22 protein-coding genes are annotated in these 19,557 nt (G+C 44.7%); 11 read left to right on the top strand and 11 right to left on the bottom strand.

Annotated elements, in window-relative coordinates; genetic code table 11:
• Window positions 1-9 precede the first annotated feature (9 nt).
• The 3 genes from ACXQIQ_RS09610 to ACXQIQ_RS09620 all read right to left on the bottom strand — a co-directional run bounded on the left by ACXQIQ_RS09610 (window position 10) and on the right by ACXQIQ_RS09620 (window position 3,517).
• Window positions 10-1,239 (bottom strand): metallophosphoesterase family protein, encoded by a 1,230-nt coding sequence (locus ACXQIQ_RS09610; protein ID WP_439298984.1) that lies wholly within the window; start codon window positions 1,237-1,239, stop codon window positions 10-12.
• Window positions 1,240-1,365: 126 nt separating this feature from the next.
• The gene (locus ACXQIQ_RS09615) at window positions 1,366-2,625 is read right to left on the bottom strand and encodes an ABC transporter permease (protein ID WP_439298983.1); all 1,260 of its coding nucleotides are present in this window, start codon (window positions 2,623-2,625) and stop codon (window positions 1,366-1,368) included.
• On the bottom strand, window positions 2,618-3,517 hold the full coding sequence (locus tag ACXQIQ_RS09620) for an ABC transporter ATP-binding protein (RefSeq protein ID WP_439298982.1): 900 nt from the start codon (window positions 3,515-3,517) through the stop codon (window positions 2,618-2,620). The genes ACXQIQ_RS09615 and ACXQIQ_RS09620 overlap by 8 nt, the downstream gene beginning before the upstream one ends.
• A 132-nt stretch (window positions 3,518-3,649) precedes the next feature.
• Between ACXQIQ_RS09620 and ACXQIQ_RS09625 the strand changes: the two genes are divergently transcribed.
• Window positions 3,650-3,835: a YhzD family protein gene (locus tag ACXQIQ_RS09625; protein WP_226548457.1), complete on the top strand. Its 186-nt coding sequence runs from the start codon at window positions 3,650-3,652 to the stop codon at window positions 3,833-3,835.
• 93 nt (window positions 3,836-3,928) lie between these two features.
• Window positions 3,929-4,435, top strand: coding sequence for an NUDIX hydrolase (locus ACXQIQ_RS09630; RefSeq protein ID WP_439298981.1), 507 nt, complete (start codon window positions 3,929-3,931; stop codon window positions 4,433-4,435).
• A gap of 27 nt (window positions 4,436-4,462) precedes the next feature.
• Here the strand turns inward: ACXQIQ_RS09630 and ACXQIQ_RS09635 are convergent, their stop codons facing one another.
• The 3 genes from ACXQIQ_RS09635 to ACXQIQ_RS09645 form a co-directional block, all read right to left on the bottom strand.
• Window positions 4,463-4,828: a c-type cytochrome gene (locus tag ACXQIQ_RS09635; protein ID WP_439298980.1), complete on the bottom strand. Its 366-nt coding sequence runs from the start codon at window positions 4,826-4,828 to the stop codon at window positions 4,463-4,465.
• Between the two features lie 140 nt (window positions 4,829-4,968).
• On the bottom strand, window positions 4,969-6,456 hold the full coding sequence (locus ACXQIQ_RS09640; RefSeq protein ID WP_439298979.1) for an aldehyde dehydrogenase family protein: 1,488 nt from the start codon (window positions 6,454-6,456) through the stop codon (window positions 4,969-4,971).
• A 439-nt stretch (window positions 6,457-6,895) separates the two neighbouring features.
• A complete protein-coding gene (locus tag ACXQIQ_RS09645; RefSeq protein WP_458026102.1) occupies window positions 6,896-7,771 on the bottom strand; it encodes a Cof-type HAD-IIB family hydrolase in 876 nt (291 codons plus the stop codon).
• 118 nt (window positions 7,772-7,889) lie between these two features.
• On the opposite strand from ACXQIQ_RS09645, the gene ACXQIQ_RS09650 reads away from it, so the two are divergent.
• A complete protein-coding gene (locus ACXQIQ_RS09650; RefSeq protein WP_439298978.1) occupies window positions 7,890-8,696 on the top strand; it encodes an AAC(3) family N-acetyltransferase in 807 nt (268 codons plus the stop codon).
• A 65-nt stretch (window positions 8,697-8,761) separates the two neighbouring features.
• Here ACXQIQ_RS09650 and ACXQIQ_RS09655 read toward each other — a convergent pair whose 3' ends face one another.
• Window positions 8,762-9,124 carry a YlbF family regulator gene (locus ACXQIQ_RS09655; RefSeq protein ID WP_439298977.1) on the bottom strand — a complete coding sequence of 121 codons (363 nt, stop codon included), beginning with the start codon at window positions 9,122-9,124 and terminating at the stop codon, window positions 8,762-8,764.
• Window positions 9,125-9,190: 66 nt separating this feature from the next.
• Window positions 9,191-10,330 (bottom strand): DUF445 domain-containing protein, encoded by a 1,140-nt coding sequence (locus ACXQIQ_RS09660; protein ID WP_439298976.1) that lies wholly within the window; start codon window positions 10,328-10,330, stop codon window positions 9,191-9,193.
• A 101-nt stretch (window positions 10,331-10,431) separates the two neighbouring features.
• Here ACXQIQ_RS09660 and ACXQIQ_RS09665 point away from each other — a divergent pair, with 101 nt between their 5' ends.
• From ACXQIQ_RS09665 to ACXQIQ_RS09700, 8 genes are all read left to right on the top strand, one after another.
• Window positions 10,432-11,829: a YheC/YheD family endospore coat-associated protein gene (locus ACXQIQ_RS09665; RefSeq protein WP_439298975.1), complete on the top strand. Its 1,398-nt coding sequence runs from the start codon at window positions 10,432-10,434 to the stop codon at window positions 11,827-11,829.
• A gap of 13 nt (window positions 11,830-11,842) precedes the next feature.
• A complete protein-coding gene (locus tag ACXQIQ_RS09670; RefSeq protein WP_439298974.1) occupies window positions 11,843-13,213 on the top strand; it encodes a YheC/YheD family endospore coat-associated protein in 1,371 nt (456 codons plus the stop codon).
• Window positions 13,210-14,427: a YheC/YheD family endospore coat-associated protein gene (locus tag ACXQIQ_RS09675; protein WP_439298973.1), complete on the top strand. Its 1,218-nt coding sequence runs from the start codon at window positions 13,210-13,212 to the stop codon at window positions 14,425-14,427. Before ACXQIQ_RS09670 ends, ACXQIQ_RS09675 begins: the two co-directional genes overlap by 4 nt.
• A 13-nt stretch (window positions 14,428-14,440) precedes the next feature.
• Window positions 14,441-14,635, top strand: a complete 195-nt coding sequence (locus tag ACXQIQ_RS09680; RefSeq protein ID WP_439298972.1) for a hypothetical protein — start codon at window positions 14,441-14,443, stop codon at window positions 14,633-14,635.
• A gap of 133 nt (window positions 14,636-14,768) precedes the next feature.
• Complete coding sequence (locus tag ACXQIQ_RS09685; protein WP_439298971.1) at window positions 14,769-15,662, top strand: PucR family transcriptional regulator; 894 nt, start codon at window positions 14,769-14,771, stop codon at window positions 15,660-15,662.
• A gap of 131 nt (window positions 15,663-15,793) precedes the next feature.
• Window positions 15,794-16,894 (top strand): ABC transporter ATP-binding protein, encoded by a 1,101-nt coding sequence (locus tag ACXQIQ_RS09690; protein WP_439298970.1) that lies wholly within the window; start codon window positions 15,794-15,796, stop codon window positions 16,892-16,894.
• A gap of 318 nt (window positions 16,895-17,212) precedes the next feature.
• Window positions 17,213-18,004, top strand: a complete 792-nt coding sequence (locus ACXQIQ_RS09695) for a transporter substrate-binding domain-containing protein (RefSeq protein WP_439298969.1) — start codon at window positions 17,213-17,215, stop codon at window positions 18,002-18,004.
• Window positions 17,997-18,659 carry an amino acid ABC transporter permease gene (locus tag ACXQIQ_RS09700; protein ID WP_439298968.1) on the top strand — a complete coding sequence of 221 codons (663 nt, stop codon included), beginning with the start codon at window positions 17,997-17,999 and terminating at the stop codon, window positions 18,657-18,659. The genes ACXQIQ_RS09695 and ACXQIQ_RS09700 overlap by 8 nt, the downstream gene beginning before the upstream one ends.
• 28 nt (window positions 18,660-18,687) lie before the next feature.
• Here the strand turns inward: ACXQIQ_RS09700 and ACXQIQ_RS09705 are convergent, their stop codons facing one another.
• From ACXQIQ_RS09705 to ACXQIQ_RS09715, 3 genes are all read right to left on the bottom strand, one after another.
• Window positions 18,688-18,948, bottom strand: a complete 261-nt coding sequence (locus ACXQIQ_RS09705) for a hypothetical protein (RefSeq protein WP_439298967.1) — start codon at window positions 18,946-18,948, stop codon at window positions 18,688-18,690.
• Between the two features lie 78 nt (window positions 18,949-19,026).
• On the bottom strand, window positions 19,027-19,221 hold the full coding sequence (locus tag ACXQIQ_RS09710) for an alpha/beta-type small acid-soluble spore protein (RefSeq protein WP_349409562.1): 195 nt from the start codon (window positions 19,219-19,221) through the stop codon (window positions 19,027-19,029).
• Between the two features lie 74 nt (window positions 19,222-19,295).
• Window positions 19,296-19,508 (bottom strand): hypothetical protein, encoded by a 213-nt coding sequence (locus ACXQIQ_RS09715; protein WP_439298966.1) that lies wholly within the window; start codon window positions 19,506-19,508, stop codon window positions 19,296-19,298.
• Window positions 19,509-19,557: the final 49 nt, after the last annotated feature.

Raw genomic sequence — 19,557 nt, forward strand, 5'->3', positions numbered from 1 at the left:
ATGTCCCGCCTACCTTCCTGACTCTCTCGTCATCGTTTCAATCAATAGATTCTGTGCTTCACGTTTGATTTCTTCAGCATCAAACGCTTCCCTGGAAACAAACCGTTTCGCTTTTCTATGTTTTGAGAGTGGTTGCAACACTTCGTCCAATTGATCCAGTCCATCGAAAACTTCCATCATTTCTTTCAGAAAATGAGAGTCTTTCAATTCTCGCAACAGGTCTTCGTTTCGATGCTCCACTACCAGTCGATTGATCCAAACGAAAGAGGCTTCATCCTCTTCCCCTTCCTGCAGATGGTCGAGCATTTCCTCTATGACGGATGGGTCCTGGAACTCTGATTCAAACGGGTGATCCGGAGCGATGGATACAGACAATATCGTACCGGTCAGATTAGAACGAAACGTTTCCTTGAGTTTCTGCAACCCGTTTAATAGATCGTCCATCCCTCCTATTCCTTCAGCTGATAAAGTCGTCGTTTGCCATTGGATCGGTGCGGTCTGGATGAATTGAAGGTGGTTCCCCGCTTCTGAAAGTTCTACGAGATAACACCCTTTCGACCCTTCCTCTTTCCGATTCAACCCTTGGATGTTTCCTGGATACACGATAGGTGGCTCTTGATTCAGTTCTGACCGTATGTGAATGTGGCCAAGCGCCCAATAATCAAAAGGTTTTTCAATAAGTTCTTGTATGGTGAAAGGGGCATAAGGGTCATGGTCCGTATTACCTCCGACAGTTCCGTGCAGCAACGCGATGTGGAACGGTGCACCATCAATGACCTCATAACGAGCTGCGATATTCTCTGTGACAGCTCTTTGCGGATAGCTGTACCCATACAGATGAGCGACAACATCATTGTTTTTATGAAAAGAATGCATATCTGGCTCTTCACTTCCAAAGAAATGGACATTCTCCGGCCAGGTAAGCTGGACGAACTTCCCTTGAAGATGATCATGGTTGCCGTGGATGGCGAACACTTCAATGCTGGCTTCTTCCAATCTGATAAATTGCTTTTTCAAAAACAGCTGCGCTCTTAAACTCCGATTCGCCCCATCATATAAATCTCCGGAGATGACGACAAAATCGACTTTCTGCCGAATCGCTTCCGTTATGATTCTCTCAAAGGAGTCGAAGGTACTTTGTTTGATACGCTCGAAAATCGCTTCTGGTAAATGTCCGAGTCCTTTGAAGGGTGTGTCTAAGTGTAGATCTGCTGTATGTATAAAACGGACTTTTTGCATGAATTCATCCTCCTTTCTTAACTTTAGTTTCCTTATACGCATTTTACCATATTATACGAGCGTTTGTTCGTTATCTTGTCATGAGAAAACCCTGCAAACAGGTCCGTTGCAGGGTTTGTATCGAGCTTATCGTTTTGCAAAAATCAGTGCTTTCTTCAAACTCTTCAAGCTGGTTGCATTTCCGTACATGAGGACGCCTCCTCGGTATACTTTCGCAGCAATCATTGCGAAAATTCCGATGGTCGCAACCAAAATCAAGATCCCAATCATGACTTCCCAAATCGGGATGTTCAGCATACCCGCTCTCAAGAACATGATCATCGGTGTGAAAAATGGAATGTAAGAAGTGATCGTCACAAATGTGGCATCCGGGTTACCTAACCCAGACATGGCGATCATGAAGGCCACCACAATGATCAAAATGACAGGTGTGATGACTTGATTCGCTTCTTCCACTTTGTTGACGAGAGATCCCAGCATCGCAAGCAATGTCGCATACAGAAGGAATCCTAATAAGAAGAAGACGACCGCATAAATCATCGTAGAAACCGGTAATTGATCGATCGCAATGAAATCTGTGAAACTATCGATGGATGATGGTGTATCTGACTTCGGCGCAAATTTCATCGAAATGAAACCAGCTCCGAACAATAGTGCAAATTGTGTCAGCCCCAACAATGCGATCCCGAAAATCTTGCCGAACATCTGCTTAACGGGAGAAACGCTTGAAATGAGGATTTCCATGACTCTTGACGATTTCTCTGTCGCAACTTCTGTCGCAATCATGGAACCATAAAAGATAACCGCAAAATAAATGATGAACAATAAGACATAAACGATGGAACGTGCCTGATTCAACTCTTCTTCCGTTTTCGCATTTTCTTTCAGTGCTTCCGTTTCAAAAGAAACAGGCGAATATAAATTAGATAGCTCTGCCGGGTCCACGCCCAGGTTCTGAGTCGCAATCATGACTTTCGTTTGCTGCAGGCTGCTTTCAATCTTGTTCATCCATCCAGCATCCGATACACTCTCGGCCTTGAATAGACCTGTTGGCAAGCCTTCACTGTTCTCTTCTAACACGAGGAGAGCATCATACTCGCCTTCCCGGACTTTTTCTTCCGTTACGCTTTCGGATTCCGTCACTTTGACCATCTCGATATCATCCGATTCTGCTTCCACTTGCTGTTTCAAAGGTTCGTAAAAACGGTCCGAAGAATCGATGACGGCTACTTTTTGTACTTCTTCTTCATCAAAAAGTCCGACAATCGTCTGCATATTGGTCAATCCGACAACCAGCAGCAAAGAAGCGATCGTCGTTATGATGAAAGCCTTGGTACGAAGACGGGATTTGAATGTATGGGCCATGACGATCCATAATTTATACATAAGATGCACCTACTTTCTCAATGAAAATATCGTTCAAGGATGGCTCTTCCAGGTCGAATTTACGAACAAATCCCTTTCCCTGGAGCATGTCGAAGATTTTACCCGCGATATCTTCACTTTCCACTTGAAGCCTAACCCCTTCTGTCACTTCCTTGTAGCCAACAACACCCGGAACCTCCTTCAAGAAAGCCAGATCAAAATCCGCATATACGGTGACATTCTTTTTGCCGAATGATCGTTTGACATCTTTCAACGAACCATGCACGACTAGATTACCTTTATGAAGGATGCACAAATGTTCACACAGTTCTTCTACATGCTCCATTCTGTGGCTAGAAAACACGATTGTCGTACCATTCTTCTTCAGCTCGATGACCGCTTCTTTCAACATTTCGACATTGACAGGATCGAGTCCACTGAATGGTTCATCAAGGATCAGGATCTTCGGTTTATGTAAAACCGCAGCGATGAATTGAATCTTCTGCTGATTTCCTTTTGATAACTCTTCTACTTTTTTATTTTCATATTCCGGAACCTTGAACCGCTCCAACCATTTTTTGATTTCAGGAATGATTTCAGATTTCTTCATCCCTTTCAAGCGTCCAAGATAGAGCAATTGATCCGATACTTTCAAGCTTGGATAGAGCCCTCTTTCTTCTGGCAAATAGCCGATCAATTCTGAATCACTCGTCGTAAGAGGGTTGTTGTTCCAGGTAATCCGTCCGCTCGTCGGGTTCAAAAGTCCAATCATCATTCGGAATGTCGTCGTTTTTCCAGCCCCGTTCGCCCCTAATAAACCGAATATCTGATGCTCGGGAATTTCGAATGAAACATGGTCCACAGCTGTGAAGTTCCCGAATTTCTTCGTCACATTTTCAATATGTAAAGTCATCGTATCGCTCCTCTCTCCCTTAATAACGTATGGTGGAGGAAAAAGTTTCATGTTTTTGTTAATTTGAATTGAAAGAAGGAGATTCGACATAAGACTAGAATATATGCAGGAAAAGGAGGCTTATACACCATTATGAAAATGTACATTGTAACCGTATTCGATAAAAAAGGCTCCAAGATCTACGAGGAATCCTTCGAAGCCCCGAATAATGATGAAGCGAAGAAAATCGGACAAAGCATTTTGGAGGATAACAGCTACGAAAACCACACGAGCCGAGTGACTTCACCCGCGGGAGAATTAGTCTTATTCCACAGATAGACGGCATCTTTATTCGATGCCGTTTTCTTTATTAAGGAATATGATTTCTAGAGGGTTGTCAAAGAGATTATATAGAAATATGGGAGGCGTCCTATGGGATTCAAGCCATTATTGAGGCATAGAGATACGACCGTTAACGAAACGAAAACGGGCTCTTTGTTTATCGAAGAGTCGGAGTCTGCTTCCGTAGCAGTAGTAGCCATGCGCGGTACAAACTTGGTCGTCGTTGAACAGTACCGACACCAGTTGGGTAAAAACACGTTCGAGTTACCCGGTGGAGGCCTGGATTCAGGAGAAGAACCGATCGCCGGTGCTAGACGAGAATTGGAAGAAGAAACGGGAATTCAAGCGGGTAAGCTGATTCCTCTAGGCACCTTCTTTCCACAACCGTACTTTACAAACCGCCACTCGCATTTGTTTTTCACTGAGGAAACCCACCAGACGGGAATGCAAAACTTAGATGAAGACGAAGACATCTCTGTCCATCAAATTCCAGTCAGTGAAGTTCTGGAATCAATTGAACAGGGGCATTATGCAGACGGAGAGTTGGGCTATGCACTCTTTCTGTGTATGTTGAAGGGATATATTAGAAAGGGCTGATCACAACGGATCAGCCCTCTTCTCACTTTATTTCATTGTCGCAAGCCATGCAGCAACGTTCTCAGCTTCTTCCCCTTCAAGCAGGTTTGGAGGCATTCCACTACCGCCGTTTTTGATTTGCGCTAAAATTTCTTCCTTGTTCATATCTTGACCGACTTTTTTAAGACCTGGAGCGGTTCGACCATCCAGATTTTCTCCGTGACAGGAAGCACAACTCTGGTTGAAAGACTCTTGAGCTGCAGCAGCATCTACCGTGCTAGATCCGCTTTCAGCTCCACCGTTTTCCTCTGTTGAAGCACCTCCATCGGAGGATTCTTCACTTCCACCGCCGCAAGCAGCTAATCCGACCACGAGCAATAAGGCAATTCCGAGTATAAATAGGTTACGTAACATGCAAACACCTCTTTTAGGACTTTTCTTCATGATAACATTCTTCTACCCTACGGAAGATGCGAGAAAACATCAACATAAAAAAAGCTGGTCCTCATCGACGGACGCCGATGGTTGGACCAGCTTTTTATATTTAAGAGAAATCAGCTCATGTTGATCCAGACGCTCTTCACTTCAGTGTAGTTATCAAGCGCATAGGATCCCATTTCGCGTCCGATACCGGATTGTTTGTAGCCTCCGAACGGAGAAGCAGCATCGAATGCGTTGTAGCAGTTCACCCAAACCGTTCCTGCTTTGATACGGTTCGCTACATAGTGTGCACTCTTCAGGTTCTCAGTCCAAAGACCCGCAGCCAACCCATAATCAGAATCGTTCGCACGGTTGATGACTTCATCAAGATCATCGAACGGCATCGCAGCAACGACAGGTCCGAAGATTTCTTCCTTCGCAATCGACATGCTGTCATTCACGTCAGCAAAGATTGTGGGAGATACAAAGTAACCTTGGTCGTAAGGCTTTGTTCCGCCTGTTAAGAGCTCAGCACCTTCGCTCTTACCTTTTTCAATGTAATTCAATACACGATTATGTTGCTCTTCTGATACGAGTGGTCCCATTTCAGAGTTCGGATCGAGTCCAGGACCTTGCTTCAATTTTTCAGAGTGGGAGACAAGATCAGCCATGACATTGTCGAACGCCTTCTTCTGGATGTAAAGGCGAGATCCCGCACAGCAAACCTGTCCCTGGTTGAACATGATTCCAGAGAATGCACCTGGGATCGCTTTCGACATATCCGCGTCTGGGAGGATGATGTTCGGTGACTTACCACCAAGCTCTAACGTTACACGCTTAAGATCCTTAGAAGCTGTGCTCATGATATGCTTACCAACTTCAGTAGATCCTGTGAACGCGATCTTGTCGACAAGCTTATGCTCGATAAGCGGACCGCCTGTTGTCTCACCATAACCCGTTACGATGTTGACAACACCTTCAGGGAATCCAGCTTCTTCAATCAATTCAGCTAAGTATAGTGCAGAAAGTGGTGTTTGCTCTGCAGGCTTCAATACGATTGTACATCCGCTTGCCAGTGCAGCTCCCATTTTCCATGCAGCCATCAAGAGTGGGAAGTTCCAAGGGATGATCTGTCCAACTACCCCAAGTGCTTCATGGCGCGTATAGTTGAAGAACTTTCCGGATACAGGAATCGTTTGTCCTGTGATCTTTGTCGCCCAACCTGCATAATAGCGGAAATGCTCGATTGCAAGCGGAACGTCCGCATTTGTCGTTTCACGGATCGGCTTACCGTTATCCAACGTGTCCAATTGTGCTAATTCTTCTTTATGCTCTTCCATCAAATCAGCAAGCTTATAAATGAGGCGGCTTCTGGAAGCAGCACTCATCTTCGACCAAGGGCCTTCGTCGAATGCTTTACGAGCAGCCTTAACAGCTCTGTCTACATCTTCATGTTCTGCCTCACTCACGACAGCAAGGACTTCACCATTGGAAGGATTCAATGTTTTGAACGTCTTTCCAGATACAGAAGGTTGCCACTGTCCATTAATGTACAGTTTCTTCGTTCCGTTCAAAAACTCCGCGACTTTCGGCTTTAACTGAGCGTCTAATACTTTTTCCATCATAATCCTCCTTCAAATTTTAAGATGCATGACATAATTTCTCGAAGAAGGAGGGGTATCCCTACCGCTTAACATTCTTTTAACATTCTTTCCATCGTGCTTTCTCAACAAAAAACGAGGTGGTATATTTTAACATATGAAATTTTGCTGTAATAACAGGAATTTTAGCGATTGCATGTTGTGCGATTCGTAGCAGATTTTGTCAGAGGGTTCCATAAGAAAATCAGAGAAATTGAAAGGGTTTTCATTTTCTGTAACATTTGTAACATTAGCAGGGGCTAGATATGATGAATGAGAATCAACTTGTGGAACTTTTATGCCTACTTAGGGAACTTTGCTACTCACTTGTGGAACTTTCCCGCTCACTTGTGGAATTCCATACTTTTTTACCATGAAAAGAACCGCCCCCCAATGCGGAGCGGTTCCTCAAACCTCTTCTTTAGTGTTCCATCGGTTGTTCGATCTGCATTTTCATCTGTCTTCGGAAAACTTCGCGGACCATGTAGCCGACCCCATGTTGGTCGTTGGATCTCGTCACCCAATCCGCCGCATTCTGAACGGACTCTGGCGCATTGCCCATCGCTACACCTAATCCTACCTGACGGATCATTTCAATATCGTTCGTGAAATCTCCTACTGCTACCATCTCTTTCAAGGAAATACCTAAATGATTGCCAAGGAATTGAAGACCTGACGCTTTACTCACACCTTTTGGGCCGATCTCGAATCCGCAACGTGTCGAGGCTGTAACATCGATCTCCTCAAACTCTTCCATGAGCCTTTCGTATGCTTCTTCTTTTTCCTCTTCGTTGAAAAATTGAATGTCGATCTTCGGAACGGACATCGGTTTCTCTTCGAGATGATTGCTCAGCCTTTCCGTAAAGGTGACCGGATAGAACAGCGGATCGCCGATGCCCATCGTCATTTTCGCAACCAGCTGTGACTTTTGCTGCACTTGATTACCTAAAGCATAGCGTTCATGCAATAGACGCACATGCGCGTCATAATCCTCTACCACTTTTACAATGTTTCTCACTTTTTCCGCTGAAATCCTGTTTTCGTAGAGTGGTTCATCAATGGAAGAAGCAATTAATGCTCCGTTATGCGTAATCAGTATGCAGTCGAGCTTCAGGTCCTTTGCAATCTTCTTAGCAGAAGGAAAGTTCCGCCCTGTCGCAAGCGTGACATACACACCTTTTTTACGGACATAATCAATCGCATCCTTTGTCGAACGGTCAATCTTGAAATTACTTTTCAGCAGGGTACCATCGATGTCTAGAGCCAGCAGTCGATAAACCAGGATAATCCCCCCAATCTAGAGTTCTCCTCTTCTCAACTCTATGTACGAGTGAAAGAAAGTAGAACTGTAAAGGAAACAGGAATTTCCTCTTCCCTTCACGAATAGATTGTGTGGGTCAGAAGGAGGATTCGTCATGGAAAAACAACTAGTAGAACAGACAGACCAACCAAGAACAAGATTCACCATAGCAGAAGACTTACGCAATTTAGGGGTTCAGCCGGGTGATACCATCCTCGTGCATGCTTCGTTAAAATCATTAGGCTGGGTATGCGGCGGGAGTCAGACGGTCATCCAGGCTTTGATGGATGTGTTGACTGAGAAAGGAACGCTCGTCATGCCTGCACACTCAGGAGGACTATCAGATCCAGCCAATTGGGAGAACCCTCCTGTACCGGAAGATTGGTGGGAAACGATCCGTGAGACGATGCCGCCATTCGAAGTCGATAAAACCCCGACCAGGGCAATCGGGACGATACCTGAACTATTCCGCACGTATTCAGGGGTATTACGAAGCTATCATCCGAATATGTCGTTCGCAGCGTGGGGGCAGGATGCGCCATATGTAACGAGCGATCATTCCTTGGACGATGGGCTCGGTGAACAATCACCACTCGCTAAGCTTTATAAGATGGGTGCACAAGTCCTCTTCCTCGGATCAGATTTTGACACCCACACGTCATTCCATCTTTCAGAGCATCGAGCAGGCGCACGTAAAGCTATGTCGAAGGGTGCCCCTATTCTCGAGAACGGCAAAAGGGTATGGAAAAATTATTTGGAGATCGATTATGATGATGAACCATTCGGAGCGATCGGCAAGGCTTTTGAACAAGAGCACGATGTCACGATCGGGAAAGTCGGCTCAGCAACCTGCAAGCTCTTCAGCATACGGGAGTCGGTCGACTTCGGTGTAAAGTGGTTCAAAGAGAACCCACAGGATTAAGCGACCGGTTGGACATAAAAAAATGGCTGACACTCGAGGGTGTCAGCCATTTTCACTTCTTGCGATTATTGTTGTGGATCCTCTGGATTACCGTACAATTCTTCCAAAGGCTTCGTCACAATCTTGTTAATGTCCTGAATCAATTGGCTTACGCGTTGCTCAGCGTTCATCAACTTAGAGATCACTTCGTTCTGTTGAACGAGTTCAAACGTTTGTTGTGCTTTCTGAGCTTCTTCTTCTGTGATTTGTTGACCTTGCATCTGCTTTTGTTGAAGCTCTACTTGCAAGTTACGGAAGTTATCGAACATGTTCTTCACGCTCTCATCCGCGTTCACTTGATCATACAGATTGCGAAGCTCTTGGAAATCATCACTTTCACGCAACGCTGTTTCTAGATTGTATGCCGCATCATGGACATTTTTACTCATATTTAGCCTCCTAATATTTGCATTTCATGCCGTTACTATTAAGCACCTCTTCCACTATAACAAGAATTACGTAAGGAAGTAAACCATCAGCCCTTGTATGAAGCCGATTGCACCACCGAGTAACGCTCCCAGGTACGTAATCATCTTCAATTCACTCCTTGAAATGGAAAGGACCATCTCCTCAAGCCGCTGTACAGAGAACGTTTGAACTTGATGGCGGACGAGCTCTGATAGCTGTAGCTTCTCCATGATCTCTTCCATATGGCCCGCGATTCCATCCAACCCAAGATTGATTGCGTGTGGAATGAGTTCATCTTCAATATAAGGTAAGTAAGGGCTTAACAATTCATGAAGAGGTTTGTTGAATATCCCTTCCAGGTCCACTTGCCGAACAACATAATCAATGACATGTTCCTGTCCTTCCTTGAGCTTCAACAAGTCGATCAGTTCTGAAGCCGGTCTCTCTTTCAGTGCGTTCCATTCTTTCATCAACACTTCTTCCATCATAGAAGAGACTGTATGCCTTTGAAGGAGTTTAATCAACTCCGATTGAACCTTATCAATCAGACTTTCATTCCCGAGGAACATGTTGATCATATTGCCTAGCATGCCCCTCCCTGCAAGGAAATCATCCACTAATCGCTTCAGCTGCATCTTACCTTCCGGACTTTTGATAAAATCAATCAGCCGTGACTGGATGAAATCCGTCGTCTCAGGTATGTAGGCGTCTATATTTTTAAGTAAAGACTCGGGCACAACCTCTTTAATCGGCTTTCCTTCGATCTCTGAAATCTTTTCAGATACCTTGGCGTTCATATAGCTTTTCAACTGATCTTCCAGTGACTTGGTTACGTCCTCTTTATTGAATAAACCGACTACGCATTCGTTCAGTGTCCGCTCTTTCCCGATCTGCTTCTTCATCTCACGGCGTGCCCACGCCACGAGCTCTTCTTTGAATTGAGACTGCTGTAGCTTCTTTTCCAATCCCTCTTTTGTAATGAGATGGTTCACGGTCATTTGTCCGAGCTGGACCGCAAGCTCTTCCCTTCTTTTCGGGATCAACCCCGGCGTAAACGGGAGTTTGAAACGTCCTATATAGATTGCCTGATAAGGTCTGAATAACATTTTGATGGCAAGAGAGTTCGTGAACCCGCCAATCGCCGCTCCGATCACTACCATCATAAGTATGATCCATAAAAACTCCATCTATCTCAACCTTCCCGAACTGATGTCACCATTTTTCATATCTTACCATAGTATACGATATCCGCAGATGCCTATAAATGCAATAAAAATGAGGGAGTCCAATGAAGGGAAAAGAAACGATCCAAATCGCCTATACGCCACATACTTCCTCAACCCCCTATGTCATATGGCTCAGCAACCATTTATGTACCTCATTCCAAATCGAGCCGGGTAGTAAAACCTGGTTCCGATTCGGTAGTGAACGTTTTTTGGTGACGTGTGAACCGAAATTGGACGACACTTTCAGTCTGATGCTCTTTCCGGAGGAACTCGCCCTGAACCACATTTTACCTTCTCCACATCGCACCTATACGCTTTCTTATCATGTGGAAAAAAACGAACTCCAAGTCGGGCCGATCTTATCGATGCTCGTGGAAAAACAGGAAGACCAAAAGGACGATTTCGGAAAGCTTACCGATTTCGCTTCGGAACTGAATGAATACTGTCAACAACATCATGCGCTCTTCTATATGTTTTCAATCGACGATGTGGATGAGGACCGAATCTGGGGTTATCGGTTCAATGGAACGGAACTTCTAAAAGACGTATACCCTTTTCCGGATGTGATCTATAATCGCATTTCCAACAGGAAATTCGAACGTTCAGTTCCTTGCGTGCAATTTTTCAACCGTTGTCAGGATTGGGGCATCCCTTATTTCAATGACCGTTTCTTATCCAAATGGGATGTGTTCAACCTCCTTGTGGATCGCAATGCGTTGGCCGCACACTTGCCGAAAACCATTCAGCTTAAGGAGGAAGAATCCATCCTTGAGCTCTTGAACACGTTTCCGAGTCTGTTTTTAAAACCGATCGATGGCAGTGAAGGCAGAGGAATCTTACGAATCACCCGCCTATCCGATGGGCAGTTCCGATTGGATGCATCGAAAGCATTGGATCCACCTCTCCCATTATTGAATGAACAAGGTGTAATCACATTCATTGAACAGTATGTTCCTGAGGAACACTATATCCTTCAACAGGGTATCCCACTCATTCAGCAAAACGACAGCTATGTAGATTTTCGTATACTTTGCAACCGGAACGAATACGGTATATGGTGTATCACCTCAAGTACGGCAAGGGTCGGGACTAGAAACCGTATTATCACGAACGTCTCAAGCGGGGCTGCAATCGAGCCATTGATGGATGTGTTGGAAAAACGCTTTCCGATACAAAAAGCGAAATACATCCGCTCGGTCCTTTTCGATCTCGCTATTGAAACGGCGCAATGTATTCATGAAAAAGCAAACGGAATCTACGGAGAGTTCGGTATTGATTTCGGTGTGGATACGGAAGGACACGTATGGATCCTCGAAGTCAATACGAAGCCTTCAAAGCATGCGTCGATTCAGCGTGAATCTGGTGAAATCCGTCCTTCCGCCAAGGGCGTTTTCCTGTTTGCAAACTACCTTTACACAACATCTTCTCATGAATGGAATCACCATAAAAGCAAACGATGAAAGGAGCTTTCGTATGCACGACCCTCAAATCATCCCTGTCATGGAAGGCAATACCGACATCCTGTATGCGCCTAACAGCCAGTTCAGGGAATGGATGAATCTAAAGTCGTTTCCGAATACAGTTTGTTATGGACAGAAACAGATTCCGATTCAAGTTCAACCCCATCCGGATCAGATTGAACAATACGCAATGACTTGCTCTCTACAAAAAAAGTTGAACTGGCCGGCCGATGATCCCGTCCATCTGTTTGATAAGGACTCCATCTTATACGCTGGTCCGATTGTCGGAATCTTTACCGCCGGTTTTACGAGTAATCTCCATCTCCCTTTCGGTGAAAGGACGAAAATGTTCGCGAAGCTCCTATCAGCTGCACGCAGAAACGGTGTGATCTGTTTTGTCTTCGGCTCCCATCATATCGATTGGGAAAAAAGTGAAATCACTGGATACCAATATGATGCCTCTGGCTGGTCACGAAAGGATTTTCCTTTTCCAAATATCATTTATGACCGCCTTCCCAATCGTAGAATCGAGCAGATGCAAGTCTCAGTTGAAACGAAAGGAAAGCTGCAGGAGCAAGGCGCCCTCTGGTTCAACCCGGGCTTTTTCGATAAATGGCAGGTGTATGAAAAACTGAAGACGGATAAGACAGTGAGAAACTTCCTGCCGAACACAGTACTGTCACCGAATCAGAATCAGATTGAGCAACTATTATCCCGCTATCGAAACATCTATTTGAAACCGACGAACGGAAGCCTTGGCAATGGGATTCAACAAATCATCAAGCGAAAGAATGACCCATTTTACTATATTCGTTTCCGGAGCAGTGATTCGAACCGGCTGAGACGTTACACGAGCTTGAAACGCCTACTCCGAAAACAGTTCGCGAATGGAACCGATGGATTCATGGCACAACAAGGTATTCATCTCGTCCAGTCAAACGGCAACGCCATCGACTTCAGGGTCCATACGAATCGTGGGAGGAGAGGACAATGGGAGGTCAGTGCGATTGCGGCGAAACTTGCGGGTTCAGACAGCATCACGACACATATTACAAGTGGCGGCAAGACTTTAAGTCTTTCGGAAATCATCAATGACCTTGGATTGTCGAAAACGATTGTGCAAGACATTAAAGAGGCAGCGCTAAGTTTAAGTGATGCTTTGAGCGAGCATGAAAATGGGGAAATCGGGGAAATCGGATTCGATTTAGGTGTCGATGAAAAAGGATCGATCTGGATGTTCGAGGCAAACTCGAAGCCCGGTAGAAGCATTTTCGACCATCCGAATTTGAATGCCTATGATCGAAAAACGCTCGAACTTCCTTTCCAATATGCCCTTTACTTGTTTGAACAATCAATTGGACAACAGGCAGCTGTCAAACAATGATCCCGCTTTTCTACAATGTAAAAAAGAAGCAATGGTTTCATCGGGAAAAAGGTAAAGCCTACACATGGGGTGTGCTTGACACACCTATCTCCTATCTTGAAACAGATACAGATGACGAAACGTTTAAAACGGTGCTGCACGAAAAGCAGACGAAACTCGGTCCCGTCGTCGGGATTTTGGCTTCATCGAGTAAAGACGCTCCTTTTACAGGGAATACCAAGACGTTTCAAAGGTTCATCAACCATGTGCATAGCCATCATGGCTTCGCATTCGTTTTTACAAGGTCGGGGATCAAGGTGGACGCAGTAGACGGCTACACCCTCCATCCTGTTACACATCAATGGATTAAAATCCGCCTGCCTTATCCCGACTTCGTTTATAACCGGATTCCATCGCCTGACGACGAAGATTCTCTCGAGTATGAAGAGAATATGAGCTGGTTGAATGAATATGGGATCCCTTTTTTCAACCGCTCTTTTTTATCTAAATGGGAGACGTATCTATTATTGAACCACCATGTCCACTTACAACCGTTCTTGCCAGAAACGAAGCGCGTCACCTCTCCACAGGTTTTGAGACAGATGCTAAAGGATCATGGAGCCATTATCCTGAAACCTACATCACGATCAAAAGGAAGCGGTGTCTTGAAGCTTGAGAGGTCGTCTAATGGTAAGCTCCAGGCTTTCTCTAATGCAGGATTGGATTCATTTGAAGATGTTACGGAGTTTTGGAAAAAGCGTTTTGACCACACAGTGAGGTTTATCGCCCAGCCTTTCATTGTGCGGAAGAAAATAGAGGGTCTCCCATACGATTATCGGGTCCTCGTCCAAAAGGGACCGGATGGCTGGCGAGTTTCAGGGTATGGAATTCGTTGTGCAGGAAAAGGTAAGCTGACCACCCACGTTCCGAGCGGCGGTACTCTGTTACCTGTGAACATGGCGCCACTCCACGGGGAACGATTGAACCGTTTAGCCATCATGATTGGAAAAACACTCGACAATGCATTAGGACCGATCTGCGAATTTTCCATCGACCTTGGAATTGATCAAGGGAACCACTGTTGGATATTCGAAGTCAATTCGAAGCCGATGGTCTTTGACGAAGCACCGATTCAACGGGAATGGGAAAAACGGTGGTTCGAGCAGGTTTTAGCAATTACTGGGTTTTCTCAACATGACATAAATCCCCTCCCCGGCACTCATACTATCGGATAAGGAGGGTCAAAACATGGCTGATAATGGTTCACAGTATGAAGGACGCGACAAATCCTATATGGACATCGACCGGATGATCAATGAAGGGATGGCTGGAGGTACGGTAACAGGCCGTTACAATCATGAACAAATCGACGAAAGCCGTCCACTTTATGATGAAGAGCCTCCTGTTGAGTACAAAAACTCATCTAAAGACCGGTTGAAATAAAGGATTACGACGGACTGTACCATCCCCTTTATTGGAGATGGCAGTCCTTTCTATTTTTAATAGCGATGATTATACGTTCTGATCTAGCTATTGTTATACTAGAGTCAATACGTTGATGAAGGGATTATGGGCAATGACAGATCTACATAAACTGAAAAATATTCTAGGCCGTGACAACGTCATCCAACACAACCATGAGAAAGGAACGGACGAGGAGTTCTTATGGTACCGGACGCAAGAAGGTGAAGAGCTCGGGATCCGAAAAACAGCTGTGACCTCAGACAATGAACAGCTGCTTGGCGTGTTCCTTACACCTTTGGCAAGCCGTCCGATGGATGAGGACCAGACACAGTCCGCCTGGTTTGAGCTGTTGTACAATGACCGGACATCAGACAAGAATTATCGTATTGAAAAAGGCCGCCTTTTGCACTTTCAAATCAACAGCGAGGATGTCGAGCATGAGCTATTCGTAGAAGCTTTTCAGAACATGCTTTCTCCAGACATCATCCCTGTGTGGAGAGATCGGTATTCAGGCGTCTTCATTGAACCGTCGGACCTCCCTCCCACTACTGTCCAGCAATTAGACGAGCTGATCCATACAATTGAGAGCGACTTTTACATGAAAACGACGATGTTCATCGGCTCTCCCTTTTCTTCTATCCAGGAAGCGAAGAAATGTTTCGATAAGGAAGAGGATTTTTACGAAGTGGTGGCTGAATATCCGCAACGGTCGCAGATCTACACGCTCACTTCTGCCTTACCTGCCATACTGTTACATCAAGCAAAGCGCGATGATCTGACGTATGTACAAAATCAAATATTGAAAGAAGTCGATACCGAACTGTTGAATACGGTAAAAGTGTTGCTGGAGTGTGATTTGAACTATTCGTTAGCAGCGAAGAAATTGTTCATCCACCGCAACAGCCTGCAGTACCGGATTGAGAAGTTCTCTGATCTGACCGGTCTCGATCCGAAGACATTCATGGATGCCGTCACATGTCATCTGCTCTTCTTATCACTCGATTAATCAAACGTTTGTACAAAGTGCATAACAATAGGTGCATTTTTTGTGCATCCTTCCAATTTACGTGAAAACGTTTTCCCTCTAAACTTATGTATTAAGAGAAAACGTTTACATATTGGAGAGGGGAAATTGACATGGCAGATATCACTATGAGCAAAATCGTTAAACGATATGACAACTCCGTCACTGCAGTACAAGATTTCAACCTGGACATCAAAGATAAAGAATTCATCGTATTCGTCGGACCATCCGGTTGTGGTAAATCGACTACCCTTCGTATGATCGCCGGTCTTGAAGAAATTTCTGAAGGAGACCTAGTAATTGGGGACAAGCGTGTAAATGATGTTGCGCCTAAAGACCGTGACATCGCAATGGTTTTCCAAAACTACGCACTTTATCCGCATATGAATGTGTATGACAATATGGCTTTCGGACTGAAGCTCCGTAAGTTTGATAAAGGTGAGATTGAAAAGCGTGTAAAAGACGCCGCTCGTATTCTCGGACTTGAAGAATATTTGGATCGTAAACCAAAAGCATTGTCCGGTGGTCAGCGTCAGCGTGTGGCACTTGGTCGTGCCATCGTACGTGACCCACAAGTGTTCTTGATGGACGAGCCGCTTTCCAACCTTGATGCTAAGCTGCGTGTACAAATGCGCGCTGAGATTTCGAAGCTTCACCAACGTCTGCAAACGACTACGATTTACGTAACGCATGACCAGACGGAAGCAATGACGATGGCAACTCGGATCGTCGTCATGAAGGACGGCGTCATCCAACAAGTCGGAACTCCGAAACAAGTATACGACACACCTGAAAACGTATTTGTCGGCGGATTCATCGGGTCCCCTGCCATGAACTTCTTACATGGGCAATTGGAAGATAACCACTTTACCATGGGGAACATTAAATTGAACGTTCCTGAAGGAAAGATGAAAGTCCTTCGTGAGCAAGGTTATGGTGGTAAAGAAATCATCCTTGGCATCCGACCAGAAGACATTCATGATGAGCCTGTATTTACAGAGGCTTCTGAAGGAACGAAAATCTCTGCTGTCATCGATGTAGCAGAATTGATGGGTGCAGAAACGTACCTCTATTCAACTGTAGCGGATCAAAACTTTATCGCACGTGTCGACTCCCGTACTGACATCCAGAATGGACAAAAGCTCGAACTCGCATTCGACATGAACAAATGTCACTTCTTCGACGCAGAAACTGAAAAAAGAATCCACAGCTAATTGAAACTTAAGGAAGCTGACTCGAACATTCGAGTCAGCTTTTTTCATTACCTTTCTCCTATTTTTCTCCGATCATAAAATGAATAACCCCGATGCGTTATCCTCCTTCCATTTTCCCGAAGCATAGAGATTATGAAGAAGAGATTCAATCGTGCCTGGAACGGGAAATGCAGTTCACAAGATGTTTGTTTTAGCTGAAAATGAACATAATACTTTATGATTGACTTCACACGTTTACCTCACTACAATGTAAAAGGTACTTAGTTATCCTATGTATTTTGTCAGAATTAAAACATAAACCATCAGGAGGGTATATACATGAAACGTACTTGGCTTTATTCCTTTATTGCTGTCCTTCTCATTGGAATCCTCGCAGCTTGCGGAGGCAACAATGAAAACGGACAAGGTGAAGCGGGAGGAGATGGAGACGAGCGTGAAGTTCTGAAAATCGGAACGGAAGCGACCTATCCACCATTCAGCTTCAGAGATTCTGAATCCAATGAAATTACGGGTTATGACGTGGAAATTGCTCGTGAAGTCGCAAAACGCATCGGTATGAAAGCAGAATTCGTACCGACCGAATGGAAAGGTATGTTCGGAGCGCTTGATACAGAACGCATCGATATGGTTGCGAACCAGGTGACCATCACAGATGAACGTAAGGAAAAATACGCTTTCTCTGAGCCGTACACGGTTTCAGGTGGTCAAGTCATCGTTCATGAAGATAACGACGACATCAAAAGCATTGAAGACTTGAAAGGTAAAACCGTCGGTACGACCCAAGGAAGTAACTATGCGGAAGCTGCTGAAAAAGCGGGCGCAAACTTGAAGTATTACAAAGGGATCGCTCAAGTTCTTACTGATCTGAACGTCAAACGAATTGATGCAGCCTTGAACGACCGTCTCTTCATCCAGCAAGAATTGAAAGAGGACAGCTACAAGGTAAAACCTGTCGGAGATCCATTCAACCAAACGAAGATGGCATTCGCTTTCCGTAAAGGTCAAGATGAGCTTATTGAAAAAGTGAACAATGCGATGAAGGAAATGAAAGAAGACGGAACACTTGAAGAAATTTCTCAAAAGTATTTTGGAGAAGATGTAAGTGAATAACGACATCATCAACCTCATGACAAACTCCCTCCCGTTCTTACTGGAGGGAGTTCAAATTACAGTCTTCCTAAGTGTCGTTTCCATTATCGGCGCTTTGTTCCTTGGGCTGATCATTGCGGTTATGCGGATCTCGAATGTGAAGGTCTTATCGGGCTTGGCTCGATTCTATGTATCCTTTTTCAGAGGAACACCTTTGTTGACCCAGCTGTTGCTCATCTATTTCGGGTTGACCTGGTTATATGCATTCTCTGGCGTTCAAGCTGCGCTTTTAGGACTCATTCTCCATTTTAGTGCTTATATTTCAGAATCGTACCGGGCATCGATCCTTTCCATTTCAAAAGGACAATGGGAAGCAGGATATTCACTCGGTATGAACACAGCGCAAGTGTTTAAGGAGGTCATTCTTCCTCAAGCGTGGAGAAGATCGATTCCTCCTGTCTGGAACTCTTTAATTGATATTGTAAAAGCATCCTCTCTTGCGTCCGTATTGGCTGTCCAAGAACTGACTGCAAGAGCAGATATCATAGCGGCTTCGAACCTGGATGTCTTTTGGATCTACGTAGAAGTCCTCTTTATGTATTGGGGATTGACGACGTTGTTGAGCTTCCTTCAAACGTATCTGGAACGAAAACTGGATGTCAGTTTACAAGCCTAAGCAATAGCTCGAATGGAGCTGTTGCTTTTTAATTGGATTCAGATCGCCATTCGTGGATCAGCAATACATTTTCAGCCGCACATTGTGAACAATAAAATACATGAGGGCATTGGTTGTCCTTCTCATCATCCGGAATACCGTCTTCCATTTTCAATGAGTCGATTTCCGCATAGGGGCTATAATCATCATAGTAATCCATCACTCGACCGCTGTCTTCCATCATTCCAAGACAAGAGGGGCAACGATATTGGGTTGAACTTAATTGATTACAGACTGGACAAATGGACATAGTTGTCGATCTCCTTTTCAATAAAGTTGAAAGAAGGAGTGGAACTTGTCCACCCCCTCAAAGCCATCTTTATGAATGTTATCTTCCACCAAGTTGTGATTGAGCTTGTTGAACAAGACGCTTAGTGATTTCTCCTCCAACAGATCCGTTAGCACGAGAAGTTGTGTCTGGTCCTAGTTGTACTCCAAATTCAGAAGCGATTTCAGTCTTCATTTGGTCTAAAGCAGCTTGAGCACCTGGTACTACTAATTGATTAGAATTGTTTTGAGCCATGTATCTCACCTCCTCCTTGGTAACCATAGTTTGCGTTATTGAGAATGCGTTATTCATATTTATCGCATGGAATTTTATAGCACATGAATATGACTGCTTTTTCTCGAAAAACGAACCGTTCCTTTCGAGATACGAACCACTTCTCCCGAATTACGAACCACTTCTCCCGAATTACGAACCACTTCCCTCGAAATACGAACCGCTTCTCTCGAATTACGAACCACTTCTCTCGAATTACGAACCACTTCTCTCGAATTACGAACCACTTCTCCCGAAATACGAACCAAAATCTGTTCACTCCCAGAATTAACCCACTTTTACACAAAAAAACGACTG

It is taken from the genome of Pseudalkalibacillus sp. Hm43 (assembly GCF_054170705.1).

What these genes read in the sequence shown, in the direction of transcription:
- ACXQIQ_RS09610 (WP_439298984.1), bottom strand. Translation starts at nt 1,239, where the DNA reads ATGCAAAAAGTCCGTTTTATACATACAGCAGATCTACACTTAGACACA.
- ACXQIQ_RS09615 (WP_439298983.1), bottom strand. Translation starts at nt 2,625, where the DNA reads ATGTATAAATTATGGATCGTCATGGCCCATACATTCAAATCCCGTCTT.
- ACXQIQ_RS09620 (WP_439298982.1), bottom strand. Translation starts at nt 3,517, where the DNA reads ATGACTTTACATATTGAAAATGTGACGAAGAAATTCGGGAACTTCACA.
- ACXQIQ_RS09625 (WP_226548457.1), top strand. Translation starts at nt 3,650, where the DNA reads ATGAAAATGTACATTGTAACCGTATTCGATAAAAAAGGCTCCAAGATC.
- ACXQIQ_RS09630 (WP_439298981.1), top strand. Translation starts at nt 3,929, where the DNA reads ATGGGATTCAAGCCATTATTGAGGCATAGAGATACGACCGTTAACGAA.
- ACXQIQ_RS09635 (WP_439298980.1), bottom strand. Translation starts at nt 4,828, where the DNA reads ATGTTACGTAACCTATTTATACTCGGAATTGCCTTATTGCTCGTGGTC.
- ACXQIQ_RS09640 (WP_439298979.1), bottom strand. Translation starts at nt 6,456, where the DNA reads ATGGAAAAAGTATTAGACGCTCAGTTAAAGCCGAAAGTCGCGGAGTTT.
- ACXQIQ_RS09650 (WP_439298978.1), top strand. Translation starts at nt 7,890, where the DNA reads ATGGAAAAACAACTAGTAGAACAGACAGACCAACCAAGAACAAGATTC.
- ACXQIQ_RS09655 (WP_439298977.1), bottom strand. Translation starts at nt 9,124, where the DNA reads ATGAGTAAAAATGTCCATGATGCGGCATACAATCTAGAAACAGCGTTG.
- ACXQIQ_RS09660 (WP_439298976.1), bottom strand. Translation starts at nt 10,330, where the DNA reads ATGGAGTTTTTATGGATCATACTTATGATGGTAGTGATCGGAGCGGCG.
- ACXQIQ_RS09665 (WP_439298975.1), top strand. Translation starts at nt 10,432, where the DNA reads ATGAAGGGAAAAGAAACGATCCAAATCGCCTATACGCCACATACTTCC.
- ACXQIQ_RS09670 (WP_439298974.1), top strand. Translation starts at nt 11,843, where the DNA reads ATGCACGACCCTCAAATCATCCCTGTCATGGAAGGCAATACCGACATC.
- ACXQIQ_RS09675 (WP_439298973.1), top strand. Translation starts at nt 13,210, where the DNA reads ATGATCCCGCTTTTCTACAATGTAAAAAAGAAGCAATGGTTTCATCGG.
- ACXQIQ_RS09680 (WP_439298972.1), top strand. Translation starts at nt 14,441, where the DNA reads ATGGCTGATAATGGTTCACAGTATGAAGGACGCGACAAATCCTATATG.
- ACXQIQ_RS09685 (WP_439298971.1), top strand. Translation starts at nt 14,769, where the DNA reads ATGACAGATCTACATAAACTGAAAAATATTCTAGGCCGTGACAACGTC.
- ACXQIQ_RS09690 (WP_439298970.1), top strand. Translation starts at nt 15,794, where the DNA reads ATGGCAGATATCACTATGAGCAAAATCGTTAAACGATATGACAACTCC.
- ACXQIQ_RS09695 (WP_439298969.1), top strand. Translation starts at nt 17,213, where the DNA reads ATGAAACGTACTTGGCTTTATTCCTTTATTGCTGTCCTTCTCATTGGA.
- ACXQIQ_RS09705 (WP_439298967.1), bottom strand. Translation starts at nt 18,948, where the DNA reads ATGTCCATTTGTCCAGTCTGTAATCAATTAAGTTCAACCCAATATCGT.
- ACXQIQ_RS09710 (WP_349409562.1), bottom strand. Translation starts at nt 19,221, where the DNA reads ATGGCTCAAAACAATTCTAATCAATTAGTAGTACCAGGTGCTCAAGCT.